The organism is Brevundimonas sp., assembly GCF_041648055.1.
Taxonomy (GTDB): Bacteria; Pseudomonadota; Alphaproteobacteria; order Caulobacterales; family Caulobacteraceae; genus Brevundimonas.
Window position 1 is genome coordinate 1 of the sequence record NZ_JBAZPS010000015.1, and the last position, 25,483, is coordinate 25,483.

Annotated in this window: 22 protein-coding genes and 1 pseudogene; 13 read left to right on the top strand and 10 right to left on the bottom strand. The window is 63.7% G+C overall.

Features of this window, described 5'->3' with window-relative positions; all coding sequences use genetic code 11:
- A pseudogene (locus WC585_RS16425) lies at nucleotides 1–391 on the top strand (hypothetical protein); the annotation flags it as partial.
- Between the two features lie 170 nt (nucleotides 392–561).
- Here the strand turns inward: WC585_RS16425 and WC585_RS16430 are convergent.
- The 5 genes from WC585_RS16430 to WC585_RS16450 all read right to left on the bottom strand — a co-directional run bounded on the left by WC585_RS16430 (nucleotide 562) and on the right by WC585_RS16450 (nucleotide 6,907).
- Nucleotides 562–777 (bottom strand): hypothetical protein, encoded by a 216-nt coding sequence (locus WC585_RS16430; RefSeq protein ID WP_373259016.1) that lies wholly within the window; start codon nucleotides 775–777, stop codon nucleotides 562–564.
- Nucleotides 778–948: 171 nt separating this feature from the next.
- Nucleotides 949–2,088, bottom strand: coding sequence for an ATP-binding protein (locus WC585_RS16435; protein WP_373259018.1), 1,140 nt, complete (start codon nucleotides 2,086–2,088; stop codon nucleotides 949–951).
- A complete protein-coding gene (locus WC585_RS16440) occupies nucleotides 2,085–2,660 on the bottom strand; it encodes a chemotaxis protein CheB (RefSeq protein ID WP_373259020.1) in 576 nt (191 codons plus the stop codon). The genes WC585_RS16435 and WC585_RS16440 overlap by 4 nt, the downstream gene beginning before the upstream one ends.
- On the bottom strand, nucleotides 2,657–3,481 hold the full coding sequence (locus WC585_RS16445) for a protein-glutamate O-methyltransferase CheR (RefSeq protein WP_373259021.1): 825 nt from the start codon (nucleotides 3,479–3,481) through the stop codon (nucleotides 2,657–2,659). Before WC585_RS16445 ends, WC585_RS16440 begins: the two co-directional genes overlap by 4 nt.
- A 3-nt stretch (nucleotides 3,482–3,484) precedes the next feature.
- Complete coding sequence (locus tag WC585_RS16450) at nucleotides 3,485–6,907, bottom strand: response regulator (protein ID WP_373259023.1); 3,423 nt, start codon at nucleotides 6,905–6,907, stop codon at nucleotides 3,485–3,487.
- Between the two features lie 228 nt (nucleotides 6,908–7,135).
- Here WC585_RS16450 and WC585_RS16455 point away from each other — a divergent pair, with 228 nt between their 5' ends.
- The 5 genes from WC585_RS16455 (at nucleotide 7,136) to WC585_RS16475 (ending at nucleotide 12,605) form a co-directional block, all read left to right on the top strand.
- Complete coding sequence (locus tag WC585_RS16455) at nucleotides 7,136–7,483, top strand: PadR family transcriptional regulator (RefSeq protein WP_373259025.1); 348 nt, start codon at nucleotides 7,136–7,138, stop codon at nucleotides 7,481–7,483.
- 125 nt (nucleotides 7,484–7,608) lie between these two features.
- On the top strand, nucleotides 7,609–8,052 hold the full coding sequence (locus tag WC585_RS16460) for a hypothetical protein (RefSeq protein ID WP_373259027.1): 444 nt from the start codon (nucleotides 7,609–7,611) through the stop codon (nucleotides 8,050–8,052).
- 59 nt (nucleotides 8,053–8,111) lie between these two features.
- Nucleotides 8,112–8,987 (top strand): CPBP family intramembrane glutamic endopeptidase, encoded by an 876-nt coding sequence (locus WC585_RS16465; RefSeq protein ID WP_373259029.1) that lies wholly within the window; start codon nucleotides 8,112–8,114, stop codon nucleotides 8,985–8,987.
- A gap of 405 nt (nucleotides 8,988–9,392) precedes the next feature.
- Nucleotides 9,393–10,676 (top strand): hypothetical protein, encoded by a 1,284-nt coding sequence (locus tag WC585_RS16470; RefSeq protein ID WP_373259031.1) that lies wholly within the window; start codon nucleotides 9,393–9,395, stop codon nucleotides 10,674–10,676.
- Between the two features lie 816 nt (nucleotides 10,677–11,492).
- Entirely contained in the window at nucleotides 11,493–12,605 is a 1,113-nt protein-coding gene (locus WC585_RS16475) for a phospholipase D-like domain-containing protein (RefSeq protein ID WP_373259032.1), read from the top strand.
- Between the two features lie 628 nt (nucleotides 12,606–13,233).
- On the opposite strand, the gene WC585_RS16480 is transcribed toward WC585_RS16475, so the two are convergent.
- From WC585_RS16480 to WC585_RS16490, 3 genes are read right to left on the bottom strand one after another with little or no spacing between them, the layout of a single operon-like run.
- Nucleotides 13,234–13,815, bottom strand: coding sequence for an NAD(P)H-dependent oxidoreductase (locus WC585_RS16480; RefSeq protein WP_373259034.1), 582 nt, complete (start codon nucleotides 13,813–13,815; stop codon nucleotides 13,234–13,236).
- Nucleotides 13,816–13,818: 3 nt separating this feature from the next.
- Nucleotides 13,819–14,190, bottom strand: a complete 372-nt coding sequence (locus WC585_RS16485) for a hypothetical protein (RefSeq protein ID WP_373259035.1) — start codon at nucleotides 14,188–14,190, stop codon at nucleotides 13,819–13,821.
- Nucleotides 14,191–14,201: 11 nt separating this feature from the next.
- Nucleotides 14,202–15,032, bottom strand: coding sequence for a hypothetical protein (locus tag WC585_RS16490; protein WP_373259037.1), 831 nt, complete (start codon nucleotides 15,030–15,032; stop codon nucleotides 14,202–14,204).
- A 109-nt stretch (nucleotides 15,033–15,141) separates the two neighbouring features.
- On the opposite strand from WC585_RS16490, the gene WC585_RS16495 reads away from it, so the two are divergent.
- From WC585_RS16495 to WC585_RS16505, 3 genes are all read left to right on the top strand, one after another.
- Nucleotides 15,142–15,471 carry a cytochrome c gene (locus WC585_RS16495; protein ID WP_373259038.1) on the top strand — a complete coding sequence of 110 codons (330 nt, stop codon included), beginning with the start codon at nucleotides 15,142–15,144 and terminating at the stop codon, nucleotides 15,469–15,471.
- A complete protein-coding gene (locus WC585_RS16500; RefSeq protein WP_373259039.1) occupies nucleotides 15,471–15,974 on the top strand; it encodes a pyridoxamine 5'-phosphate oxidase family protein in 504 nt (167 codons plus the stop codon). The genes WC585_RS16495 and WC585_RS16500 overlap by 1 nt, the downstream gene beginning before the upstream one ends.
- A 68-nt stretch (nucleotides 15,975–16,042) precedes the next feature.
- A complete protein-coding gene (locus WC585_RS16505; protein WP_373259041.1) occupies nucleotides 16,043–16,903 on the top strand; it encodes a universal stress protein in 861 nt (286 codons plus the stop codon).
- Nucleotides 16,904–17,692: 789 nt separating this feature from the next.
- On the opposite strand, the gene WC585_RS16510 is transcribed toward WC585_RS16505, so the two are convergent.
- A complete protein-coding gene (locus WC585_RS16510) occupies nucleotides 17,693–18,856 on the bottom strand; it encodes a TMEM43 family protein (RefSeq protein ID WP_373259042.1) in 1,164 nt (387 codons plus the stop codon).
- A gap of 77 nt (nucleotides 18,857–18,933) precedes the next feature.
- Nucleotides 18,934–19,386: a peptidase S1 gene (locus WC585_RS16515; RefSeq protein ID WP_373259043.1), complete on the bottom strand. Its 453-nt coding sequence runs from the start codon at nucleotides 19,384–19,386 to the stop codon at nucleotides 18,934–18,936.
- Between the two features lie 186 nt (nucleotides 19,387–19,572).
- Between WC585_RS16515 and WC585_RS16520 the strand changes: the two genes are divergently transcribed.
- The 4 genes from WC585_RS16520 to WC585_RS16535 all read left to right on the top strand — a co-directional run bounded on the left by WC585_RS16520 (nucleotide 19,573) and on the right by WC585_RS16535 (nucleotide 24,919).
- Complete coding sequence (locus WC585_RS16520; RefSeq protein WP_373259044.1) at nucleotides 19,573–21,462, top strand: sensor histidine kinase; 1,890 nt, start codon at nucleotides 19,573–19,575, stop codon at nucleotides 21,460–21,462.
- The gene (locus WC585_RS16525; RefSeq protein WP_373259046.1) at nucleotides 21,459–22,112 is read left to right on the top strand and encodes a response regulator; all 654 of its coding nucleotides are present in this window, start codon (nucleotides 21,459–21,461) and stop codon (nucleotides 22,110–22,112) included. Before WC585_RS16520 ends, WC585_RS16525 begins: the two co-directional genes overlap by 4 nt.
- Nucleotides 22,113–22,744: 632 nt before the next feature.
- Nucleotides 22,745–23,764 (top strand): PAS domain-containing protein, encoded by a 1,020-nt coding sequence (locus WC585_RS16530; protein WP_373259047.1) that lies wholly within the window; start codon nucleotides 22,745–22,747, stop codon nucleotides 23,762–23,764.
- A gap of 774 nt (nucleotides 23,765–24,538) precedes the next feature.
- Nucleotides 24,539–24,919: a hypothetical protein gene (locus WC585_RS16535; RefSeq protein ID WP_373259048.1), complete on the top strand. Its 381-nt coding sequence runs from the start codon at nucleotides 24,539–24,541 to the stop codon at nucleotides 24,917–24,919.
- Nucleotides 24,920–25,483 lie beyond the last annotated feature (564 nt).

The following is a 25,483-nucleotide window of genomic DNA, read 5'->3' on the forward strand; positions in this document are numbered from 1 at the left end:
TTCGAGTCGTGCCTATGCGGTGCGGACGCCGGAAACGCCGATGTTCCTCGACGCCTGGCTGGCCGACGACGATCTGATCGGCGGGGTTGCCCCGCGCCTCGGCGGTCAATGGCTCAAGGTGGTGGCGCTGCGCGGCCTGCCGTCGGCGACCCGGCCGGGCCTGCTGGATGCGCTGGGCACCCTTCCGTTCGAATACCGCTGGACAGCGCGCTGGCTGGGTCTCGACAAGGTCGAGGCCGAGACGGAGATCGTAAAGCTGCGCAAGCGCTGGTTCGCCAAGCGCAAGGGGATGGGTGCCCTGCTGCGGGAAGCCATCACCAGGGAAGAGGTCCCCTCATCGACACCGATGCTTCTTTTGGACCGGCAGCTTCGTTGTGCTCAAGAAGCTTGATTCTCGCGGCCTGGCGGGGGCCGTCGATAAGGACGTCCAGGACAGGACGATTTGCCAGCGGGGAGAGTTGAGCAGCTCGGCCATGGCCAGATGCGAGACTGATCATGCCGAGCCGCCCGGGCGGCGGTGCATCGCCCCCTCAATCAAGGTTGTCGAGAACCGACTTGGCGTCAAGTTTCCGGGTTTAGCGGCGATGCATGGGTGGCCGGACAGGCCGTGGCTGAACTGCACGCCTTGAGCAGGTCGCGTCTGACCGACTTCAAGCCCAGGCTTGCAATTTCGGCGTGGGTGTAGCCCTCCTGTTTCATCACTCGATCAATATCGCGGGCCTTCGTGAATTTGCCCGACCGCGCATGCTCGAAAGCGCGCTCAATCGCTGAGATCATTTCCCGCCTCCCTGAGACTGACCTGAAGGCTGTCTACTTAGCCAAAGCTGAGCCGTTTGTCGGCTCGAAAACCAGTGCGGCCGGTTCGCTGTGGGTGAATTCGACCTTCCAGCGCATCAGACTTCGGTCGCGGCATCACGTCGACTTGGACAGGCCTGCCATGCCCATCGTTCAAGCCGAACGTGGCAACCGTACGGTAAAACAGCTGCCTGCACCGGCGCCGCCGCTTTCGACGCGGATGTCGCCCTTGTGCAGGTCGACCAGCTGGCGAACAAGGGCGAGCCCGATGCCGAGCCCTTCGGAAGGGCGATTGTCTGGCCGGTTCACCTGGGTGTACAGGTCAAAGACCCGACCTTGCATGTCCTCGGAAATGCCGACGCCATTGTCGGAGACTGCGATTTCGACATAGTCCGGGCCGGCGATCGCTCGCAGTTGGATCGCTCCGCCCGACGGGGTGTATTTGGCCGCATTGGTCAGCAGATTGCTGACGATCTGCGAAAGACGTGTGAAGTCGGCGCTCACCCACAGGTCTTCGGTCGGCTCTTCAAATGTGAAGACATGCCCGCCCGCGTCGATCTTGGGCCGGCTCGTGTCGATCGCTGAGTCCAGCACAGTCTTCAGCAGGACCCGCTCGAGGCGAAGGGCGATCTTGCCTTGGTCAATCCGCGAAACGTCGAGCAGATCTTCGACCAGGCGCGAGAGGTGGAAGACCTGGATGGCCATCCGCTCCCGGAGGCTGGCGGCGTCGCCCGGCTCTCCGGCACGTTCAAGCAGCTTCAGTCCGGCATTCAGGGCCATGATGGGGTTGCGCAGTTCGTGCCCCAGGACGGCCAGGAACTCGTTCTTGCGCTGATCTGCGGCTTTCAACGCCATCGCATGCGCGTCCAGCTCGTCGCGTTGCCGTCTGACCCGCTCACGCTGCTGGTAGAGTTCGACGAAAATCTCCGTCTTCATTCTAAGGATATCCGGCTCGATCGGCTTCTGGATAAAGTCGACTGCCCCGGCCTCATACCCGCGAAACCGGCGCTGCTGCTCTGCGCTTCCCGCTGTGACGAAGATTATGGGAACATGGCGTACGCGGGCGTTGCCGCGCATGAATTCCGCCAGTTGGAATCCATCCATGCCAGGCATCTGGACGTCCAGGAGCGCCAGGGCGACGTCTTCGGCAAGAAGCAGTTCGAGCGCCTGATCTCCAGACGTCGCCTTGACCAGGTGAATGCCTTCGCGCTGGAGAAGGGCCTCCAGTGCGAGAAGATTTTCCTCGAGATCATCGACCAGGAGGACCTTTATCGGGCTGTCGTGGGGGGTCATGTGGCTTGGATCTCCCTCAGGCATCTTGCAATCTCCAGCAAGCTCATGACCGTAGCCCCTGGGCAGGCCTTGAGCGCGGCTTCGGGCATGGTTGATGCATAGGCCTCTGACGGGCGTTCGACGAAAGCTTCGCCCCCTGAGTCCATTATGGTTTTCAGGCCAGCGGCACCGTCGTTGTTGGCACCCGTCAGTATGACGCCGACCAGGCCGTCTCCATACGCGTCTGCGGCACTTTCAAACAGCACATCGATCGAAGGGCGGGAGTAGTTCACCGCCTCATCCGAGGACAGGGCCAGCCCACCCTCCCGTTCAACCAGTAGATGATAATCGGGAGGCGCAAAATAGATGGTTCCCGGACGGACGGTTTCCTTGTCTTCTGCCTCCACCACTGCAAGGGCGCAGCTCGCGCGCAGCAGAGGTACCAGACCATTGCCTCGATCCGGGGGGACATGGACGGCGATCAAAACAGGCAGGGCATAGTCTGCTGGCAAGGTGGGAAGGATGGTCAAGAGTGCCTGCACGGCACCGGCGGAAGCGCCGATAACCACCGCGCGCCTTGCTGTGGCAGTCACGAACCGAGCCTGCGGTAGAGTTTCTGCTCAGGAACGAACTCGGAAAAATCGGCAGCGTGGGTCGAAAACCGCAGAGTTTCCCTCGAGCCGAGCCCGAGGAACCCCCCGCGTGGCAGGGAGTCCTTGAACAGGCCGATGGCGCGGTCCTGCAGGACCCGATCAAAATAGATCATCACGTTGCGGCAGGAGATGAGATGCATTTCGGCGAACACCGCATCCGAGACAAGGCTGTGATCGGAGAAAACAACCCTGGAGGTGAGGCTGCGGTCGAAGACGGCCCGCCCGTAGCCCGCCGTATAGTAGTCAGACAAGGATGAACGCCCGCCCGACTTCTGGTGATTTTCAGTGAACTTCCGCAACCGGTCGAGAGTATAGACCCCGGCCTGCGCCGCGCGCAGCGCGTCGGGATTGATGTCGGTCGCATAGAAGAGGGTGCGTTCATACAGCCCCTCTTCACGAAAGAGGATGGCAAGGGAGTAGACTTCCTCGCCCGTGCTGCACCCCGCGATCCAGACCTTGAGCGACGGATAGGTGTGCAGATGCGGAAGCACCGTCTCGCGCAGGGCTTTGAAATAGGTCGGGTCGCGAAACATCTCGCTCACCTGCACCGTCAGATAGCCGAGCAGCCGTGGCACCATCGACGGGTCGTGCAGGACAGCGTCCTGTAGCGCGGTCAGCGTGGGGTAGCCCATCTGGTCGCGGGCCTGGATCAGTCTTCGCTTGATCGACGCCCGGGCATAGTGGCGGAAGTCGAAATGATAGCGCTGGAACAGAGCCTCCAGCAGGAGCCGGATTTCGAGATCTTCGAGGGTGTCGGGCATGGTTCAGCGCGGCATCCACACGCGGACGAGCGAGAGCAGCTTGTCGACGTCCAGGGGCTTGGCCATATAGTCGTTGGCTCCCGCGGCAAGGCAGCGTTCCTGGTCGTCCGGCATGGCCTTGGCGGTCAGCATCAGGATCGGCAGGTTGCCCCATCGTCCATCGCTGCGGATTCGCTGCGTTGCGGTGAGCCCGTCCATGACGGGCATCATCACATCCATCAGAACCAGGTCGATGGTGGATGCGGTGCCGGAGGTTGCGTCGAGGGCGTCGAGGGCTTCCTGGCCATTGCGCGCGATCTGCACGGTGGCGCCTCGGGGTTCGAGCACGCTCGTGAGCGAATAGACGTTCCGGACATCGTCCTCGACGACGAGGATGCGCCGTCCCTCCAGCACGGCGTCCCGATTGCGCGCCTTCTGGATCATGCGCTGCTGCTCGGCCGGCATGTCTGCGACCACCTGGTGAAGGAACAGCGAGACCTCATCCAGCAGGCGCTCCGGCGACTTGGCACCCTTGATGATGATGGAGCTGGAATAGCGGCGCAGTTGTTGTTCGTGATCCGCCGTCAGGTCGCGGCCTGTGTAGACGATCACCGGTGGAGAGGCCCGCTGTCCGTCCAGACTGAGCGCCTCCAGCAATGAGAAGCCGGAGGCGTCGGGCAGGGACAGGTCCACGACCATGCAGTCGAAGGATTGCTGTTCGAGAGTTTCAAGGCATTCCGCCGCCGTGCCAACCCCGACCGTCTCGACACCGCCGCTCGAGAGAAGGGCCCTCATGGCCTCTCTCTGGACGGCGTCATCCTCAACAATCAGGACGCGTCGAACGGTCCGGGTCAGGTCCTCCTCCAGCGCCCGAAGGACATCCGCCAACGCCTCGCGCTTGACCGGCTTGGTGAGATACCCCATCGCGCCGAGCGCGCGCGCCGTCGTGGCATGATCTCCGGCCGAAACCACATGGATCGGAATATGGCGGGTGTCGTCATCGCGCTTCAGCGTGTCCAGGACCGTCAGGCCGGACTGGTCGGGGAGGCCGACATCGAGGACGATGGCGCTTGGCCGGTATTGTTTGGCGAGCTTGATCGCGTCCTCGCCATTGCTGGCCACAAGGCACTGGAACGCCATTTCGCGCGACAGGTCACGGACGATGGCGGCGAACCGGTCGTCGTCTTCGACGACGAGCAGGGTGCGCCGGTTGGTGACCAGCCCGTCCCGATCGTCCTCAACCGTGCGGGGCAGGGCAGCGGGTGGGGATTCCGGAGCCTCCGGCGTGGCCGGGGGCGCGGCGGGGTGGGGGGCGAAGGGCGCGCGCGAAGCGACCTGAGCCGCGTCGTAGGCCAGCGGCGTGCTGAGTGTGAAGGTGCTTCCCTTGCCGGGCTTGCTTTCCAGGGTGATCGCGCCGCCGAGCAGCCGCGCCAGTTCCCTGGAGATCGAGAGCCCCAGACCTGTCCCGCCGTACTTGCGGCTGATCGTGCCGTCGGCCTGCTGGAAGGCTTCGAAGATGCTGCTCTGCTGCTCGCGCGAGATGCCGATGCCGGTGTCCTTCACCGAGAAATCCAGGCCCCTGTCCCCGGGTGCCAGCCTCAGCTTCACGCTACCCTTCTCCGTGAACTTGAAGGCGTTCGAAAGCAGGTTTTTCAGAATCTGTTCCAGCCGCTGACGATCCGTCTCGACCAGATCGGGCGTCCCCTTGGCGACATCAATCGTGAAGTTCAGGCCACGCTGGTCTGCAACCGGCTGAAACATCTGACGCAGGTCGCTGGCCAGTCGCTGGACCGAAACCGACTCGGGACGGATCTGAACATGGCCGGCCTCGATCTTGGACAGGTCGAGGATGTCGTTGATCAGGGTCAGAAGATCGTCGCCGGAGGACTGAATGGTCCGGGCATAGCGAACCTGCTCGTCGGACAGGTTTCCGTCGCTGTTGTCGCCGAGAAGCTTCGACAGGATCAGCAGGGAGTTGAGAGGCGTCCGGAGCTCGTGGGACATGTTGGCGAGGAAGTCGGACTTGTACTGGCTGGCCGCTTCGAGCTCCCGGGCCTTGACGGCCAGGTCGGCGCCGGTGCGTTCCAGGTCGTCGCGCTGTCCCTCGAGGATTTGCGCCTGCTCCTCCAGCTGGCTGTTGGTCTGCTCAAGCTCCACCTGCTGCTGTTCCAGCCGCACCTGGGATTCCTTGAGCGCGCGCCCCTGTTCCTCCAGTTCCTCGTTGGACACCCGCAGCTCCTCACTCTGCACCTGCAGTTCCTCCGACTGGCGCTGGGTCTCTTCGAGGGCGTTCTGAAGGTCCAGACGATATCGCGCCGACCTGAGGGCGACGCCAATTGCAGCCGCGCTGTCGTCGAGCAGTTGCAGCACCTGGGGCTCCGGGGCGTGGATAAAGCCCAACTCGATGACGGCGTTGGTGACGCCATCGGCGTTCGCGGGGGCGATGACAAGATGACGGGGATCGGCCCGTCCCAGTGCAGATCCGATAGTCAGATATCCTTCGGGGACATCCGTGAGCAGGACGGACGAACCATCGGCAGCGACCTGGCCCAGAATGCCCTCCTTCAGTCGGAACTCCGTCGGCACTGGCGCGTCTGAGGGCACACCCAAGGTGCCGACACGGCGGAAAATGCCCCCTTCGCCCTTGAAGAGCGCCGCAGCCTGGAAATCCACATATCGAGCCAGGAAGGCCAGGATGCCGTCGGCCAGCGCCTCGATGGTCTTGTCGCCGCTCATGGCTTCTGCAAGCCCGACCTGTCCGGCCTGGAGCCATTCCCGCTGCGCGCGTTCGCGCGTACTGCGGCGGATGAGAAGGAACACGCCGACGGTGAGGGCCGCACCAAGCAGGGCGGACAGGATGCCGGTCAGCAGGGCGGTCTGGTAGGCGGTCTCCATCTCGGACAGCCACTGTCGCCGCTGTTGCGCAACGTCGGCCCGCATGCTGGCCAGGCCCTCCCGTATGGCGTTCATCGCCGTCCTGCCGCGATCCGTTTCGATCATCGCGACGCCCGCCTCGAGGCCGCCTGCACGCCGCGCTGCGATACCACGGCTCAGCTGCGCCATTTTGGTGCCGACATGACGCCTGACTTCCGTGAGGTGTGCTTGCTGCGCCGGGTCGCGAGACGTCAGCGCGCTGAGCGTCGCAAGATGGCCGTCCATGGCGGCTACGGCGTCCTCATACGGTTCAAGATAACGGTCCTGACCGGTGAGAAGATATCCGCGCTGTCCCGTTTCGGCGTCCTGCACGGTCGACAGGACCTTATCGATGGCCACCAGCACAGTATGGCTTCCCGACACCTTCTGACTGGTGGCGCGCAAGCCCTGGACGTTGAGGTAGGCAACGGCCCCGCTGATCAGGAAGAAGGCAAGAACGAGCACGACGCCCGTTCCAGCCCAGAGTTCGGCCTTCGAGCGGACGCGTCCAAAGCCATGCTGCGTTTTCGCCAAGTTCGCTCTCCAACCCCGAGTAGATGCTGTCGTCTGTCCATAGCCTCAAGCTCCAGTTTGGCCAACGGCCCGGAGGCCGCCACCGGAGCCTTCACTGGTAGGGCTCCTGAGGTGAGGGTGACATCGCCCGCCGCCGGTTGAGATCAAGACGGTGCTGGCTGAGTGCGTGCGGCGAACGTTTCAGTCGTTGCCCTTGCATAACAAGGTCCATTGCGTTACCGAGCGCGGATGGATCGCTCTCCGGCTCAGAACTGGGAAACGCAGCTGCGCAAGGGCGTGCTGGAAATGGCGATCCTCTTCGCAATGCGGGATCGGGATCGTTTCGCGATAGAGTTCGTCGACACTCTGAGGCGTGCGGCTGGATTGGATGTTCCGGAGGGAACCCTCTATCCCCTGCTGATCCGGCTCGTGAAAGACGGTTGGGCTCAGACCTACTGGTCCGCGGCGTCGGCGACAGACACGCCGCGGAAATACTATCGCATTACCGATGAGGGGCGCCGGATGCTGGTCGAGATGTGGACGCGCTGGTCGCGGCTCGCCCAATCCATGCAGGAATTGGGAGAGGCACCCGAATGAACAGGTCTCTCGCAAGCCCCGCCGCAAGATCGCTGTACGCCGATTACCTTCAAAGACTTGATCGCTCGCTGTCCAGAATCCAGGACACGGTCGTCGGCGATCTGCGCCAGGAGCTGATCCAGCATTTGGACGACCTCATCGAGCGGTTGCCCGGCGATGAACTGGATCGCGTGCGCCTTGCCTGCATCCAGCTGGGAGAGCCGTCAGTGATGCTGGCGAGCCTGATCGCTTCGGATGACATTTCGGCGGGCCTGCAAGGGTGGGCCAAGCACCGCGTAATCTCCGGCCTTTGGCGTCGCGTGTTAATCGGCGGCAGAGGCGGCCTTGTCGCTGGCCTGCAGCTGGCGTTTGCCGTCCTGATGGTGACCCTGGTCACGATCGCTGTCCTCAGCCCCTTTCTTCCGCTGCATGTCGGCCTTTTGAGGTATCCTGACGGGCAGGTACTGCTCGGCGTTTCGACCGTCCCGGCGGCGTCAGAGGTGCTGGGCTGGTGGCGCATGCCCATAGGTGTGATTGCCGGCTTCGTCGCCTGGCACCTGCTCAAGAGATCGCTGTCCCCCTCAACCTAACCAGTGCGCAGCCTGATGCCTGCCCTGCACCCCAACCTTGCAATACAAGGATACTTGTTATGAAGCGTGCCTGCCTGGAAGTGACCATCTTCGTCTCCGCTACGGCGCTCGGTGCCCTTGTGATTGCTTACTGGGCCTGGCGGCAGGGAGGCCTGGCGGTCGTTCCAGCCGCCCCCTTGCTCATGATGATGACGCCGGCAGTGGTGGCCTTGATCATGACCAAGGTGCAGCGGGGCTCCATTCGCCGAGAGGACGGGCTTGGCCTTCAGATGCGAGGCTGGAAGCAAGCCTTGGCCGCCATGGCGGCCATGAGTGCGTTGACCAGTCTATCGGTCGGCTTGAGCCTGCTCCTCTTCGAATCGCTGCGCGCTCCGGTGCAAGAAGCGGTGACACACGTGATGCTGCCGATCGACCTTGCGCCGTCGGTCAAGATCGCCCTGGCCCTGGTCATCACTGGCCTTGTCGGCCCAATCGTCAATCTGCCCTTGATGCTTGGTGAAGAGCTCGGTTGGCGGGGGTATATGGCACCGCGGCTGACCGAAATTTTTGGACGGTTCGGTGCAGTCGTCGGCGGTGCGATTTGGGGGCTATGGCATTGGCCCGCCATTCTGCTGCTGGGCTACAACTATCAGGATGCACGGTTCACAGGCACCCTTTTGTTCCCGCTGATCTGCATCGCCCTGTCGGTGCTCTTCACCAGGGCGCGGGAAGCGAGCGGCACCGTCCTGGCCCCCGCCCTGATGCATGGAGCTCTGAATCAAACCGCGGCAGCCGCCGTAGCGATCCTCTATGTGCAAGATCGGTTCAATCCACTGATCCAAGCGCCGACGGGCATCCTGATGACCGTAACGCTCGCAGCCCCAGCGCTATGGGCATATCGGGGTCTTCGCGGAAGAGGCATCGGCCAAGCTGAAGGACGAGAGCCTTCGGCATGATGTTGCCAGGCTAGACTGTGGGGGGGGGGGCTGCCTGTGGGAGGTCTGGTGTCCGATCGTACAGTGCAGCGAAGCACGGCCCGTTGCCCAGGCATTGTCACAGAGAGGATCGATGGGGTGACGTAAGCCGCCGTTGGCTATCTTAGCAGTTGTCACCAGCATCCTGTGGCACTGGAATCCCTCCGTGGGCTGACAGGCATGTGTCCGGGCTGAGGCCTCCCCCTGTTTGCAAGCCAAGGGGAAAGGGGCGGGGGTTCGATCGGTCTCTCACCGACGTTCCAGCCGTCGTACCGATCGCAACGCGCCTGGCCTTCCTTCAACGATTTCCTGAACGGCTAGAATCGGGTAGCTCGATCGCTGCTCAAATCAGCGCTCTTTTCGATACACATTAACCCGGAGCCCCACGTGCGTCGCACCCTTCAGCTTTTGATGGCAGGCGTGGGATCACTTTGCCTCGCCGTCCCGGTGCTGGCGCAATCCCAGAGCGGCGTACGGCCCCCGGCAATGGCGTTCGAAAACGGCCGCTGGTTTGATGGCGAGCGGTTCACACCGGACGAGTTTTACGTTGTCGACGGTCGCATGACCAGGAACAGGCCAGAGCAGGTCGATGCCACATTTGATCTGCAGGGGAAGTACGTGCTGCCCGGTCTGATCGATGCCCACAATCACAACTTCCAGAACGGCCCCTTCGCGGCCTTTTCTAACCAGAGAACCTTGCAGGCCGGCGTCTATCACTCTGTGCAGATGTGCTCGCGCCCGGACCAGACGATGGCCTTCGCCGGCTTCCTGCAGAACCCCGGAAACGTGGAGGTTCTGTTCACCGACGCCTGTTTCTCGGGATCGGACGGTCATCCGCTTGGTATTGCCCTAGCGTCTTCGGCCCAGATGGGAGAGGACATCTCTGTCGAAGAGGTCCACCAGAGCTATGATCCGGTCGACACGGTGGAAGACCTCGACGCCCTCTGGCCGGCGGTGCTCGAGCGCTCGCCGCGCTTGATCAAGGTCATCCTGATCAACTCCGAACGCCGGGCGGCCGAACTCCAGGACCGGTCGACCTTCGGCTATCGGGGCCTGGACCCTGTTGTAGCCCGGGAAATCGTCCGGCGCGCGCACCTCGCAGGTGTCCGTGTCGCGGCACATGTGGACAGCGCCGCAGATTTCGCCCTGGCGGTGGAGATTGGCGCCGACATCATCGCGCATCTGCCAGGCTACCGTATCGCCGAAAACATGACGGCCGATGATTACCGTATTTCCGACGCGGCCATCAGCGCAGCGGCTGACCGCAAGACGATCGTCATCACCACTGCCGGGGCTGCACGGCACGCCATGCAGCGGCGTCCCGAGCGTGCCGGGGCGCTGAGGGCGATGCAGATTCAAAACCTGACCCGTCTTGTCGCCGCTGGCGTCCCGATCGCCATGGGTAGCGACGACGTCATGGGCTCGGTCGTCGACGAAATAGTCTACGTGGACGCTTTGGGGATCATGCCGCGCGAGCAGCTGTTGCGGCTATCCACTGCCGGCACTGCGCGTGCCATGTTCCCGGATCGGACAATGGGCGAGTTCGTGGAAGGTGCGGAGGCGACCTTCAATGTCTACGCTGCCGACCCGCTGCAAGACTTGAGCGCCCTGCGGCACGTCTTTTTGGGGGTGCAGTCCGGAACGGTGCTAGCGAGCAAGCGGGGCCAATAGGCTGCGGGAATTCGCCAAGATCGCCCTGCCGAATGCGGACGGGTGAACACAATACTCACGTGGGTGGCCGAGCAGCGGTGAGGACCCTGAGAGCGTTTGGCACCTTGCGGGCAACGACCCTTCGCCGTGTTCCACGGACCAGGGGAGGGCGTGTCACTCACATGTCGGCGCGCGTCGTCGGGCGGCAGCGAACAGGGGTTACCCCGGCGAAAGTCGACGCGTCCATCGCCGCCAGCCGACGTCCCTCCAGCAGACGCGCTCCAGGGACCGGTCGTCCGGGCTCAATATCCCGACTTTGCGGCAAGCCATCGCCCGGCTACACGGGCACCACCATCGGCCATCCTGACCGGCATCCCCTGATCCGACTGCACCCGGATCACGAGCCGGCAGGACGCATCGATGCGGAGGGGATAGCCAATGCTTGAGGCCGGGACGACGTGTTGGCGGGTAGAGACAGCGCCGCGGGCCGCCTTGCTCGTCGATATGGAACCCTATCTGGCGGCGGCCAGGGCGGCCATGTCCAGGGCTACGAGGTCAATCTACTTTCTCAACTGGGCCTTTGATCCAGATACTATTCTCGACCACACGCCGACGGGCCATGGATCAGAGCCGCTGCGAATAGGTCCGTTCCTGAGAGATCTGGCCGAGGCCCGACCGGATCTCGACATCCGGATTCTCTGCTGGCAGTCAGCCCTACCGGTGGCCGCGACCCAGCGATTTTTCCCTCTCCGCAGTCGGCGCTTTTTTGCCAGGACCCAGATCCATTTCCGTCTCGACGGATCACTTCCCCTGGGGGCTTCACACCACCAGAAGGCCGTGATCATCGATGACGCCGTAGCCTTTTGCGGCAGCTGCGATATCGGCCCGGATCGTTGGGACACACCCGAACACCTGAACCCGGACCCGCGGCGCGCAAAGACCTCCAGGGGCACGCCCTGCTACGACTGTCGGCATGAAGTCATGGCCATGGTCGACGGCCCGCCTGCCAGGACCCTGGGGGACCTGTTCCGGGAACGGTGGGAGAGGGCAACAGGGGACCGCCTGTCTGTGCTGTCGCCGTCGGCGGTCGACATCTGGCCTGAACATGTCGCGCCGGACTTCCGCGACGTTGATGTCGGCATCTCACGCACACAGGCACTGTGGAAGGCGTTCCCGGAACGCCGCGAGGGAGAGACGGCGATGCTCGCAGCGATCGCCGGTGCACAGCGTACGCTGTATTTCGAGAACCAGTATTTTACGTCGCCGATCGTCGCCGAAGCGCTCGCACAGCGTCTTGAGGAGGCCGACGGTCCGGAGGTGATCCTGATTTCGACCGGCCATTCGCCGAGCTGGTTCGACCAGATGACAATGGATAAAACCAGGTCAGCCTTTCTCAAGAGGCTTGAGGCTGCTGATCGGTTTGGTCGTCTGAGAGCCTTCAGTCCGGTGACTGCCGATGGCCAGATCATCATCGTGCACGCCAAGCTGGCCATCATCGACGACCGGTTCATACGCCTGGGATCAAGCAATCTGAACAATCGATCGGAGGGCTTCGACAGCGAGTGCGACCTGACCCTGGATGCCAGGGCCGCCGGTAACGGGGGAGGCGTGAGCTGCGTCAGGGTGTTCCGCAACAGGCTTCTGGCGCACTGGCTTGGCTGCAAGGACCAGGACGTCGAGCGCGCGACGGCAGACGGCGTCGTTGCAGGCCTGGACGCTTTGATTGCGTCAGGTCGTAACCGGCTGCGACCGCTTCGCTCGCAAAGTCTCGGCTTCGCGGCGGCGTTTATCGCCCAGTATCATCTGGGTGATCCCATCTCGGCCGCTGACAGTCTGCGCCCGTGGCGTCGCCGAGCCCAGATGCGGGCAAAGTTGTCAGCGGCCGTTCAGCGGCTGAAGCGCGTTGACGCCGATGCCCCGGCCGTGCCTGACGTCGTCGCGCTGGACTGAGCGCCTGCACGGGTGATGTGTTGAGGACCGGGGATGCAGACCGCCTCCCGGGAGCGCTGAGCTGATGCCAGCTGAGCGCTGAGTGTGCGCGTGGAACAAGTCGCTCAGCAGGAACGGGATTTCCGTAGACTTGAAGCGGTGGTCGTTGTGGCGCGCCTGAAGCGCTTCAAGGGCCAGTTCGTATCGTCCACTGGCTAGTGGCAAGCCGTTGCAGTCGTGGGCCTATCAGCGGAATCATAGAGATGATCAGGTTGCAGGGGACAATCATGAGCGGGGAACCGACGACAATGGGACCTGTTCCGATGTCCACGCCGGCTCGTTAAGCCTGGCCGGGGCCCTGGCTGCTGGCGGCCTAGGCTCCGACGGGGCAGGGCGCGATCGTCTGTTCCCCGGGCGAGCGGAGCAATCCTCGACAAAAGGGTATGGATCTTCCTCAAGGGCCGACGCGGCTGCCGCACAACAGGCTGTCCTCAGATGTGAAAGCCAGGTGACGTCAGGTCTTCATTTTGACTGACAGGATGCGACTGATAGAGGGGCCGCGCAGCCAGATGGCTCCGCCGTTCTGCCCTCGGACAATGAGCGACTAGGCCCTGCTGCCACAGCCAGTGTTCTCCAAGGTATGACAGGCCTACCGGGCGAGAGCGCCCATATCCTGTACGCGCCGGAGCAGCTGTTCATGGTCGGTCCGGCCTTCGATGGAGCCCAGGACCGTATCCCGAACGGGGCCAAACCCGACGAGCCCCAGGATGCCATTCTTCAGCGCCTTGAGAGAATGGCCCCTGAACACTGTCCGGTAGACAAGGGTCGGCATGCCCATGGTGACGATCACGCGGGCGGAGCGGCCCTTGAGACGACCCGCCCGCGGGGTCACGGCCTCACCACCAAACGCAAAGGCCGGCCTGAACGTCTCCTCGAGGAGGCCTTTGAGCCGCGCTGGCATGGTGCCAAGCCACAGGGGGTAGATGACAACCAGATGCTCGGTCCACCCCAGGTTATCCTGCAGGGCACGGATGGCCTCGCAGGGCTGGCCCGTTTCCCAGTCCTGGCGTGTTTTCAGAAGGGGAAAATCCAGGTCAGACAGGTTGATCCTGTGAACCGTGTGCCCCGCGCTGGTGGCTCCCCGTGCATAGGCGGCGGCGAGGGCGTGACAGAAGCGGGCGGGATCCGGGTCGGGGTGACCGTTGAGGATGAGGATGTGGCGGCGTTCCATGGCTCAGGCGTCCGCGACGCGTTCGACGCAGTAGGTGTGGGTCGACCCGTCACCGCCGATGATGGAGACATATTCTCCGGGCAGGAACCGCTCCTCGCCCAGTCGGAACCCGGTGGCGTCTTCATCGGGGCCACCCGGAAAATCCAGGATCCATCGATCGCCGTGGGTATGGCGCAGCCGCCCTGTCGCAACGGTGGCGTCCTTTATGAACCGGCGCACATGGCACCGTTCTGGGTTGGCCCGGCACGCTGGAAGGTCCAGCCGGCCGTCCTCGTCCAGAAAGGCGACGATGTCGTATCCGATATGGGCGTCACCGTGCGGATGACCGGGTTCTCGGGCCAGCTCCAGGCGAATGTGTCGGGGGCGAGAGGGCATGGATCGATCCTTCAGTGGGAAAGGCACAGGCAGATGGAACTGGTCTCGATCAGGTCGCGGGTGACGCCGCCGAGGGCCCATTCCCTGAGCCGCGCGTGGCCATAGCCCCCGGCGACGATCAGCCCGACTTCCAAGGCCAGCGCTTCGCGGAGGATCTGGCGGCCGATGGACGTATCGCCCTTGAGCGCGACCTCCGGCCTGGCGATGATGTCGTGGCGGGCCAGATAGGTGCAGACATCCACCAGTTCGGCCTCGACCTCTTCGGTCCGATCCGGGTCGCAGACCGCATAGACCGTCACCCCCGCGGCCCGCTGCAGCAGTGGAAGGGCGGCGATGAGTGCGCGGCGGGCCTCCCGGCTATCCCGCCAGGCCACCAGCGCCGGTGCTCCGAATGGCGGGGATGACCGGTTGGACGGCGTGATCAGGACGGGACGACCACATCCCATCAGAACACCGACCGGCTCCGGAGCGTGGTGGGGTGCCGACGGGCTGTGGCTGGGCAGGATCAACAGGTCGGCGGCACGGGCCGTCTGACAACAGAGGTCTGAAGGATAGCCGACACGCCCGCGCCATTCTCCGTCCAGCCCTTTGGCCTTTACAAGTGCTTCGAACCGGGCCCGCCCCTTCTGGACCTCGGTTTCGGCCATGTCGCGGTAGAGGCTCAGGAGTTCACCGGTCATCGCACCGTCCATGAGGGAGTCGGTGAGCGGCATGCCGATCGAACTCGAGCGGAAGCCGATGAGGTGAGCGCCAAACGCTCCGGCGAGGTCGCACGCGAGATCCAGGCGGCGGTCACTGTCTTCCCCGTCCTCCAGGGTGACGAGCAGGCTGGCGTAGGTCATGGACAGTCTCCTGCCTTACAGGAAAGCCAGCCAGCACGCGCAGCGCATTGACGAAGATCAAGGCGACGGGACGGGCTGCACGGCATGATGGGGTCCTGGAGAACGCCTCATGCCTCGACGCTGGACTGCCGCCCTGGGACTGGTCTGCATTGCCATGGGCGCGGAAGGCCCGCAGGCTGCCGCGACGAAGGCTCATCATCCCGATGAAAGGCTCGCTGCGGTCGAGCGCGGTCATCGCTATCTGGTCCACGCCTGTTCGGGCTGCCACGCCATCGGGCCGGCGGGCGCCAGCCCGCTACCCGACGCCACGCCCCTGCGGGCGGGCTTTGCGGATGGTCTGGTGACGTCCCATCCCGCGATGCCGTCCTTTACCTTCAGGGCCGGCGAGATCGATGACCTGATGGCCTATCTCGATGATCTCAGGGCGAGGACACCCTGATGGCCGAGGTGACGCCCCCGCCCATGTCCAGCCGTGCCGTCTCTGCGGTCACCGATCTGCTGGGACGCGAGACGCTCATGACGCTCGCCTGCATCCGTCCCGACGGATGGCCCCAGGCGACGACGGTTGGCTATACGCATGAAGGCCTGAACCTGTATTTCGTGATTGCCCGGAAAAGCCAGAAGTTCGCGAACCTTCAGGCCAATCCCCGGGCGTCGATCGCCATCAGGCTCAAGGGCGGAGGGCAGGGCGACGGGGTCGGCCTGTCCATGGGCGGACATGTGTCCGAGGTCACGGATCCCGCCGAGATCGAGCGGATCAATCGCGCCGTCATCGCCCGCTATCCCGGGCTCCATGTCTACTGTCCTTCCGGTGATGCGGTGGCCGTCATGCGGTTCCGACCCGCGATCATTTCCGCCGTGGGCGTGGCCGGCGGGCGGAGCGACGCGGAAGTCTTCTCGATAGGGCGGGCCGGGCCAGGCTCGGTCTCCCACCTCTTCTGAGCGATTGATGTCGATCAAGGCGGCCGGGCTGACAAGCGCCGACAAGCCCTTCCCAAGGGAGACGCCTCATGAGTCTTAAACGCATACTCGTCCTCGCCTCGGGGAGCCCGGAAGACCGGACGGCCCTGGACTTTGGAGCCTGGATTGCCGGTCAGCACAGGGCGCATGCCGATGTGCTGCCTGTCTATCCGGACGCGGCAGCCGATACGGTCGCCATGGGGCTGACGCTGGGAGCCGTCCTTTTGCCCGAGGCCGTCGCGGAGCTCGCCGCTGCGGAGCGAGGTCTTCAGGGCCAGATCGAGCAGGCGGCGCGCGAAGCGGCCCATGCGGTCGATGTCGTCTATGGCGAGGGCGAGGGTGTCCCCAGGCTCTGCGTGCTTTCCCGGGGGCTGAGGCCGGATCTGGCGCTGTCCCGACAGACGCCGCTGTGCGATCTGGTCATCCTGTCCCAGGAGGAGGTGCAGGCGGGGGGTGCCTATCATCTGGTCAGCCAGGCGTTGCTCGGTGACCGGGTTCCGATCCTGATCGCCCGGGGCGATCCGGATACGCTGTCCGGTGATGCGGCCATCGCCTGGGACGGGAGCGCTCAAGCGGGCCGGGCCGTGCGGGCTGCCCTGCCGCTGCTGGCTATGGCCAGTGCGATCCATATCCTGCAGTGCGAAAGGACCCTCGACCGCACGGTCGCCGATCCCGATGTGGACCGCCTCAATGCCTATCTGAAGCTTCACGGTGTCGGGTCGGGGACCCTGACACTGGTCGAAGGCCCCAGGGACGGGGAGGCGATGGCAGCCATGGCCGAGGCGCAGCAGGTTGGCCTGCTCGTCGCCGGGGCCTGGGGCCATTCCCGATTGCAGGAGACCCTTTTCGGGGGAGCCACGCGCAGCCTGCTTCATCGCGTGAGCGGGCCCAGTCTTCTGATGGCCCACTGACATGTCGGCCGTGATGGTCCCCGACCCCCTCATCCAGCATGCCCGTGAGGATGCCGCCGACATGACCGCCCGCCTCACGTTTCACGGTGCGGCCGAATGTGTCACCGGCTCATGCATGCTGCTTGAGCTCGCCGGCCGGCGCCTGCTGATCGACTGCGGCATGTTCCAGGGTCCAAAGAGCTTACCGACGACACACCGGGTTGGTCTCAGTCTCGCGGTTGAAGCAGGTCGGCCAGGCGTTGCCGCACGAGGTGCCGCTGCCTGAGGGGTTGGCCTGCGTGTTGTAGCAGGTCTATTCCAGGCATCGCCATGACGGGGAGTGCCTGGGCTTCAATGTTCCGTCCGGCTCATCATCTGCTGGACGACGGGGTCTTCAAGCGGGGCAATACCTCTCAGGCCCAGCGCCTGTTCAGGTTCGATAAACGGCCCTGAGACAGCCGCAGGGCTCTGACGCAAGGTCGCAATCTGGAAGGGACAGCCACTGGAGCGTCCAAAGGACCTCGGTTCAGCGATCTGGGGGGGATCGACAGCGGCCTGTTCAGCCCGCGGCGTCCTTATCGATGCCATGGCAAGACCCTTCTCCTCTTGGTCCGACGCAGCATGGCAGGGACCACATCACGAAGAACCGGCGTGTCGAGCGACCGTTATGGCGGTAGACTGGTGACAGAGCCAATCGAGCGACCAGGACGACTGGCAGAGTCTGCCGCTTTCGGGGCAGGTCATGGCGCAGGCCAGAGGCTGCGATCCAACCCATCCCTCCATCCCGGGCCGGAGCGCGCCTTTGCCCCGTCAATGCCGCTGGGATATTGAGCCCTTGGAAAGGCCCGGCGGAGTTCGACCAAGCATCCGCACGGCCAGCCACAGACCCAGACCGGCGACCAGCAGGCCAATCGCAAGGACCGGACGCACCGCCAGCCAGGCCAGGGCGATCGTGCCCACGGTTATAACTGTGGCCAGCACGAACCCTATCCACCCGGACACCGTTCCCAGCAGGGTGGCTATGAAGGGCACGACATTCGCAAGCGCAGACAGGGGACCCAGAAGCATCAGGAAGCCGACGATCGCCATCCCATATCCGACGCCCCGCAGGACCCAGGTCGCAAGCCCCTCGCTGGACTTCTGATCGGCGAACATGGCGGCCGCCGAGAACGACCCCGCCCGTGCCTTCAGCAGGGTGTAACGGCTCCCTGGCGGCGTCCATCCCGCCAACTCACCGCCCGACTGCTCCCCCAGAGCGGACATGACAGTGCCGGATGGCAGCTGTTGATAGGTCACGCGTATGTCGCCGATTCTGGGTGAAGCGGCGGAGCCGGTGCCGCGATAAAGCCCTGCCTCTGTCTGCGTCCAGCCTTGCGGGATGATTTCTGGGCGTATGGGCGTTTCAGCCGGGACCTGCTCGAGCACATTCTGTGAAAGGGTAAATCCACCCAGCCTGGCGTCGGCAGCGAAATAGGCCTGGGAGCGGAAGCCAAAGGTGGGGTTGGCGTGTCCCTGGGGCTCTGCAAAGGTCGAGCTGTCCTGGGGGGTGTCGCTCCAGCCGGGCGCATAGCTGTAGGTGGTCGTGGTCTCCTGAGTGCCCCCGAGCTTGTCCTGGGTCTGCGAAGACGCGGTCTGGATCCACTGGAACATCTCGACCCTGCGCTGCACCCCGAGGGCTGCGGGGAAGACGGCCCCGGTGTCCGGATCGGTGAGGGTCGAAGTGGTGACGACCGGACCGGTCAGGTGCACCAGCTTGCCTTCGTTCGCCGGCAAGACGGTCGGTTGGGACAAGGCGATAGCCACGCGCTCGCCGGCAGCCAGACCGCGGCTTGCCTCGACGGCGCGCCCTTCATTCCAGAAGAGAACGGCGACACTGGCCAGGATCAGGACGATGCCGATCAGCGTGCCGACCAGGCTGTCCCCAAGCCGCTGCAGGTAGTTGCGCCGCGTCACCACGGTTGTGTTTCGAGGCATGACAGCCCTCCGAATGGACGATGTTGCTGGGTCGCGGAGGCGGGGCTGGCCTCATGGCCAGCCCCGCTCGACCGCCGTCAGGGCGTTTCGGTGATCAGCAGCGTGGCGGACGATGTGCCGCCGCCGAAGGTGCCGATCCAGACGTCATAGGTGCCGCTCTGGGGCCGGTTGAAGCGCACTTCGGCGTCCCCGTCGCCGTAGCTGTCGTCATCGCAGGACCAGCTGCCATCCGGGCCATTGATGATCAGGGTCGTGTCCGACGACGACAGCGTGCGGAACACCAGCGGCAGGCTGCCGGCGGAATAACTGACCTCGAAATCGGGGGCCTCGCTGATCATGCCCGTGCACGAGCCGGGCAGGGCACCGCCATTCACAGAACCGCCGGCCGTGACCTGGACGCGGTAGGGGTCGGGGGTGAAGCCCGAGCGCAGACTGATCTCGCCATAGTTTGCGGTCAGCCCGGCGTTCTGGGCGGCAACGGGTCCAGCCACAAGCGTGGCCAAAGCGGCGACTAGTGCGATGGTTTTCATGATGGATCCTCAGCAGGTTCATGGAGCGACGTTATGTCGACTATGGCCTTGATAGGACTCAGCTTGGCCGTATGGCTACCACCACGTATATGGCGGTCGCCGAACATCGGTTGTTGCGCTTGGGTCGCCCGTGATTGGCAAACCAACGGGTCGCGGCGGGGGTGTCGGATTAAAGCTGGGGGGGGCATGGCTGGAAATACCGATCGTCTGCAGCGCCTGACGCGGATTGCGATCACCGTCATCGTCGTCCAGGCGGCGTTCTGGTTTGCGGTCTACCAGCCGCTTCTGTCGATTCCTCCCTCGCGAGACCTCGACAAGATCGAGCTGACCAATGCACGCATAGCCTCACTTGAGGTCCCGTCCCTGGAGGCCGCCGAGGGCGCGGCGCATTCCCCGGTGAACCTGCCCCACACCCTGTGCTGCGAGCCGGTCTATGCCTCCCTGCAGATGAATTTCGACCTGGAGGCCGTACCGGCTCGCGGGCTGGGCATGCTGACCTATCATCAGGTCGACAACATGCTGGTTGCTGTGAACGGGTCGATTGTGGTCGCCGACGGCAGCCTGAAGTTCGGTCGCCAGACTTTCCAGGGTCAGCAGGGCAAGGTCGTTCGCATCCCGTCGGGACTGTTGAGGGCAGGCTCCAACACCATCGCCTATGTGATCGTGCGCGACGGCTATCCCTACACCGACCTCTATCCCCCCATCCTCGCCCCGATCGATCAGGTCCAGCCCTGGGCCGCACGCCGGCTGTGGCAGCAGGGGGACTATTTCCTGATCGCGGGCTGGACCACCTTCCTTCTGGGGCTATTCGCCGTGCTCCTGTTCTGGCGCGCGGAGAATCGTCTGTTTGCTGGCTGGCTGGCCACGGTCTGCTTCACCTGGACCGGCCTGGCGGCCTATGCCCTTGTTCTGGATCAGCCGATCGGCGGGACGCTGCGGATGGTCCTGTTCTTCGGCTTGAACAGCCTGCTGTCAGCGTCCTTGCTGGGCTTTGTCGACACCTGGACGGGGCGGCCTTCACGCGGTTTGCAACGGGTCGTGGTGGCCTCTTGGCTGGTGTTCGTCCTGATCAGCATCTTCTGGCTCGTCTATCGGCCCATGCCGGAAGGGTTCGATGTCCCGGCCCAGATCTGGACCTGGTACACAACGGCGCTCGGGGCCGGGGTGCTGGTACGCCTGGGCTGGCACGCGTTTCGTTCAGGTGAAACCCGGCTTCTGGAAGCGGCGCTGATGAGCATCATCGCCGTCTGCATCGTGCTGGATGCCCTGGGTCAGCACTTGGGCCTGAACACAGGGCAGTATGTCGTCCAGTCTGCGCCGGTCCTGCTGTTCGCACTGATCGTGGCCTTTGTTCAGCGCAACTTCCGCCTTTTCCAGTCGACGGTCAGCCTCAACACCTACCTGTCCGAAACGCTCGAGGCGCGCGAGGCGGAGCTGGCCATAGCCCGCGCCCGCGAGAGCGAACTGTTCCGTCAGCAGGCGCATCTGGAGGAGCGGCGGCGCATCATGCGCGACATGCACGACGGTCTGGGCAGTCAACTGATGGGCATGCTGCTCGCCGCCCGTCGCGGCAAGGTCGATGCCGCCTCTATGGCCGAGGGCCTGCAATCCGTCATCGACGAGATGCGGCTGATGATCGACTCCATGGACTCCGTCGGTGAATCCCTGGCGTCCGCCCTGACCACCTTTCAGGAACGCTCGCGTCCGCTTGTCGAGCGTGCCGGCTTTGCCTTCACCTGGACGACCCTGCTTGATACGCCCCTGCCGGACTATCCGCCCCGGGCTGTCCTGCAGGTTTTCCGCATCCTGCAAGAGGCCGTCACGAATGCGCTCAAGCATTCTGGCGGGGACCGTCTCGAGATTGTGGTGGCACCCGAGCCTGACGGCGGCGTCCGCCTGTCGATCAGCGACAATGGACCTCACGGGATGGGTGACGCGGCCAGATCCGGACATGGACTGCGCAACATGCAGTCGCGGGCCGCCGCTATCGGAGCCAGCCTCCAAAGCAACCGCGAGGCCAATCGCACAACGATCGTCCTCGTCCTGCCGCTCAATGCCACTCCGGACAGGTCATGACCGAGCCCAGACGCATTGCCCTGCTCGAGGACGACGTGAATGTGGCCGCCCATTTCGTCGAGATCATCCTTAGCGATCCCGGTCTGGCGCTGGACACCCAGGCGGGCTCCATCGCGGAAGCGCAGGCCATTCTCGAGCGAAACGTCGATCTGGTCCTGACCGATATCGGGCTTCCCGACGGCAGCGGGCTGGATTTCATCAGGACGCTGAAGGCGGCCCAGGACTGCAAGGTTCTGGTGGTGACAGCCTTCGGGGATCGCGACACCGTGGTGGCGGCTCTACGGGCAGGCGCCGACGGCTATCTGCTCAAGGACAGCGCGCCGGAAACCATTCTGGACGGCATCCATGTAACCCTGATGGGCGGTGCCCCGATCAGCGCGTCCGCCGCCGTCTACCTGCTGGATCGGCTGCGCCAGTCGGACGTTGAGGAGTCGCCTCCGGCCGTCGCGGCAGAGAGCCTGACGCGCCGGGAGGTCGAACTCCTGACCGTTTTCGCTCGCGGGCAAAGCTATAAGGAAGCCGCACGCTCGCTTGGCATATCGCCCCTGACTGTGGGCAATCACGTCAAGGCGATTTACCGAAAGCTGGAAGTCACCTCACGCAGCGAGGCGGTGTATGTCGCCATGCGCCAGGGGCAACTTCATCTCTGACTGGCATCAGCCTGTAACGTCTAAGTATAGAGTGTAAGTTTTAAGGCGTTGTTGACCGGTCTATTTATGAAAAAGTAATCAGGGAATAGGCTGATGACGGGCCACAGCCATTCGGTGCACAATAAAAAACGGGCACTGATTTGGTTTCGCGAAGGACACGGGTCGCCCGCTATTAGACACCGACCTCAGGTCCGCCTCCCTCCCAGAGCTGACATGCAGAGCGTCCGATCTGCAGCCTCAGGCCGGCTACGAACGTCGCGCACACGGCGTTTCGTGAGGATTGACCTTCCGTCCCGGCCCTTGGCCCAGGCCGTTCTGGATCCGTCCCAGATGATCCGGCAGTGCTTGCTCTGACGATCACGCGCACGCCGACTTGCTCGCGTGCGAGTGTCAGCCATGCCGGTTCGGGCCCGAACACGCTCCAATACAGGGATCAGTGCGACAAACGGCTCAGCTTGTCCTGAACTGTCGGAAGCAATCGACCATCCCGGCCAAGGGGTCGTCGGAGTTGTAGCACTCGTCCATCTCACAGATCGCTGGATTCCCTCGTTCAGACGGTTTAATAAACCGTCGTCATTCGCGGCGCCCTGCGCCCTCATGTTCGGTCTCGGCTTGGCACGGCGGTGGATCCTATGAGTGCGATACTGGATGAACACACTGACATGGCGCAGACGAGGTGTGACCCTGTGCAAGCGCAGGGCCCCTTCGACAGCAGCCTTGACTGCCTGAAGTCTCTTACGCTCGACGGTCGCCTTTCGTCGATGAATCCCGAGGGCCTTTGCCTGATGGAAATAGAGGATTTCAGTGCGCTCGAGGGTTCTGACTGGGCATCGCTCTGGCCCGTAGTTCACCGGCCGACCTTGGAGGCTGCGGTTGCCAAGGCGGCAGCCGGATCAGTCGCGCGCTTCTCGGCTGACTGTCCGACCGCCAGGGGTACGCACAAGCATTGGGACGTTCTGGTCTCCCCGGTTCACGACACGGATGGCAATATCGCGTCGCTCCTGGCAATTTCGAGAGACGTTTCCCGCGAGGTGTACGTCGCCAGCGAGCGAACGCTGGTAGCCCGCGAGCTCGCGCACCGCATCGCCAATCTCTTTACGATCGTTGACGGTGTAATCGGTTTGTCAGCAAGGGCGAATCCGGAGTCCAGGGCATTTGCCAGCACCCTTCGGACACGTCTGGGCGGGCTCGGCAAGGCCGTCGCCTATGTCTACGGCGAGCACCAGGACCGTGTGCAGGGCAGGGGGAACACCGTCCACGGTTTGTTGCGCGAACTGCTCGACCCCTATGGTCTCGACAACGCCACCAGCGCATTCACGCTCTCAGGCCAGGATCACTCCATTGGCCCGGAAACGGTGACGCCGCTCGCGCTCATCTTCAACGAGCTGGGGACGAATGCGTTGAAGTACGGCGCTTTGGCGATGCCTGGTGCCACGGTGCACGTGTCGACGGTCGTGAAGGACGAAGCCTACGTCATCGACTGGAGGGAATGCGGAGCCGCAAATGTCGTTGTGCCGGTCAGGACGGGCTTTGGCACGACCTTGCTCGACAGGAGTGTGAATCTTCAGCTCGGCGCGACGATCGAACGGTCGTGGGAGCCTGATGGTCTCAAGCTGCGAATGACCATTCCGGTGAGCAGGCTTCACGGGTGAGGGTATCTCAAATACCGGAATAACTTCAAACAGGCGTTCCGCGCCTCCGGACTGAATGATGGCGGGCGCGAGCAAGAGGAGAACGGAGAAAGGCAGTCTGCCGCGCTACGTCCCAGAGGAGCCGGCTTTGCAGGATTGACGGCAGCGCTGCACGCCAGGTTTCTGGACAAGGTGCTGTCAGTCCAACGGCAACGTGTCTCCACCGAGCGCAGCCAGGGCAGGGGGCGCAGGGCCTAGGCGCGCACCGTCCTTCGGCGAAATGGCAAGCTTCTGATAGACTTTCTCCTTTGCTGCTAGATCGACATAGTTGAGCACCATCACGAGGAACATGGCATCGTGAACCGTCCGCTCTCGATCCGGTGCGGACGTTGGGTGTACGGCGGAGCCAAGGCCCACGCACAGGCTTAACGCGGGCGGTGCCCAGGTCCCTGGGCGCTGTCGGCATTAGCCTCTGGTACCCTTTCGGGTCTCTGCCCTTCGCCGTGCGCCGCACTCTAACATTGAGGATCGACTTCGGGTAACCAGCCTGAGACGCCTGTCCGCTGTCGATCCAAAGCGGACGCTGCTCAGTTGCCACCCGTTGGAGTCGCGAACGGCAAGGATACGGCATCGTCACGAGCCAATTTTCCATTTGACGCACGCGCATCAAGGCATAGCTTTCTCTGCGCTAACAACCATTCGCGGTCTGACACGGCAGGGATGTTTTCCGGGGTCCGCGTCTGCTTCTGCCGCATCATCAGTAGCGTCTTAAGCCTCCGAATAAGGACCGCTTCGATGACCCGTCTTGCGCTTATCGCCGCCACATCAATCGTCCTCCAGTGCCTCCTTGTGCAGTCGGTCTTTGCGCAAGCCGCGATGACTGTTCGGGAATACAACGCCATTTCTGCTGGCGCGCCGCGCAACCCGACCGCGCTGCTTCGCCCATCGGTCCGCCGGGCTTGGAGTGTCACGACCAGTTCCATCGAGGCGGCCAGAGCTGAGGAGACTCGGGCTCGCGCAGCCGGTCTCCCGCCGCCGTTCTGCATCCCGGGGACGACGAATATTTCACCTGACGACTTCGTGGCCCGGATGAGAGCCGTGCCGGCGGCCTCGCAAGGCCAAACGGTCAATCAGGCCGTACGCGCCTGGATGGTTGAGCGTTTTCCCTGCCGATGAAGACAACGGCACCAGCCGTCGCCAGGATGTCAAAGACCGCTTTCAACCCGGAGCGGACATTCCGGGACTGCGCTGCAAGAACCCGAGAGTGACCCGCTGGCGACTTTCGGACTGTCCGCCTACTCGCCGTGATCATGTGTTCGCTGATTGCGCATTACCCCCTCACAGCACGCATCCGGCCGGATGACCTGTTGCCTTTGTTTGGCTTACTCGGGGTCACGGGTCATGCGTGTCTGGTTCCGGAAGGCCAGGCGTCGTCGCCGGCACCGACCGGCCGGACATCCTTGACCGACAGAAGGGTCAGGCCGTCGAGGGGCGCGGTGACACGGATTTCGGCTGGCGCGTCACCATCGATGCCGATCGTCCGATAGACGATCGTTCAGTGGGTCGCGTCGCGAAAGTCGCGCGTGTTCATGGTCTCGACAAGCGGCTCGACCGGGCCACCGGCGCGAAAGGCGGCCGAGGTCGCTGCTGATGCGGTGCGGTCGTCAAGGCTGACGGTGGTGATCCAGACTGGCCTGTCCGGGCCGTCGTCGAACAGGGAGCGGCGGATCAGGGTGACCC

What these genes read in the sequence shown, in the direction of transcription:
- WC585_RS16530 (WP_373259047.1), top strand. Translation starts at nt 22,745, where the DNA reads ATGAGTGCGATACTGGATGAACACACTGACATGGCGCAGACGAGGTGT.
- WC585_RS16465 (WP_373259029.1), top strand. Translation starts at nt 8,112, where the DNA reads ATGAAGCGTGCCTGCCTGGAAGTGACCATCTTCGTCTCCGCTACGGCG.
- WC585_RS16515 (WP_373259043.1), bottom strand. Translation starts at nt 19,386, where the DNA reads ATGAAAACCATCGCACTAGTCGCCGCTTTGGCCACGCTTGTGGCTGGA.
- WC585_RS16500 (WP_373259039.1), top strand. Translation starts at nt 15,471, where the DNA reads ATGGCCGAGGTGACGCCCCCGCCCATGTCCAGCCGTGCCGTCTCTGCG.
- WC585_RS16520 (WP_373259044.1), top strand. Translation starts at nt 19,573, where the DNA reads ATGGCTGGAAATACCGATCGTCTGCAGCGCCTGACGCGGATTGCGATC.
- WC585_RS16495 (WP_373259038.1), top strand. Translation starts at nt 15,142, where the DNA reads ATGCCTCGACGCTGGACTGCCGCCCTGGGACTGGTCTGCATTGCCATG.
- WC585_RS16490 (WP_373259037.1), bottom strand. Translation starts at nt 15,032, where the DNA reads ATGACCTACGCCAGCCTGCTCGTCACCCTGGAGGACGGGGAAGACAGT.
- WC585_RS16485 (WP_373259035.1), bottom strand. Translation starts at nt 14,190, where the DNA reads ATGCCCTCTCGCCCCCGACACATTCGCCTGGAGCTGGCCCGAGAACCC.
- WC585_RS16510 (WP_373259042.1), bottom strand. Translation starts at nt 18,856, where the DNA reads ATGCCTCGAAACACAACCGTGGTGACGCGGCGCAACTACCTGCAGCGG.
- WC585_RS16535 (WP_373259048.1), top strand. Translation starts at nt 24,539, where the DNA reads ATGACCCGTCTTGCGCTTATCGCCGCCACATCAATCGTCCTCCAGTGC.
- WC585_RS16445 (WP_373259021.1), bottom strand. Translation starts at nt 3,481, where the DNA reads ATGCCCGACACCCTCGAAGATCTCGAAATCCGGCTCCTGCTGGAGGCT.
- WC585_RS16525 (WP_373259046.1), top strand. Translation starts at nt 21,459, where the DNA reads ATGACCGAGCCCAGACGCATTGCCCTGCTCGAGGACGACGTGAATGTG.
- WC585_RS16480 (WP_373259034.1), bottom strand. Translation starts at nt 13,815, where the DNA reads ATGGAACGCCGCCACATCCTCATCCTCAACGGTCACCCCGACCCGGAT.
- WC585_RS16435 (WP_373259018.1), bottom strand. Translation starts at nt 2,088, where the DNA reads ATGACCCCCCACGACAGCCCGATAAAGGTCCTCCTGGTCGATGATCTC.
- WC585_RS16455 (WP_373259025.1), top strand. Translation starts at nt 7,136, where the DNA reads ATGGATCGCTCTCCGGCTCAGAACTGGGAAACGCAGCTGCGCAAGGGC.
- WC585_RS16430 (WP_373259016.1), bottom strand. Translation starts at nt 777, where the DNA reads ATGATCTCAGCGATTGAGCGCGCTTTCGAGCATGCGCGGTCGGGCAAA.
- WC585_RS16505 (WP_373259041.1), top strand. Translation starts at nt 16,043, where the DNA reads ATGAGTCTTAAACGCATACTCGTCCTCGCCTCGGGGAGCCCGGAAGAC.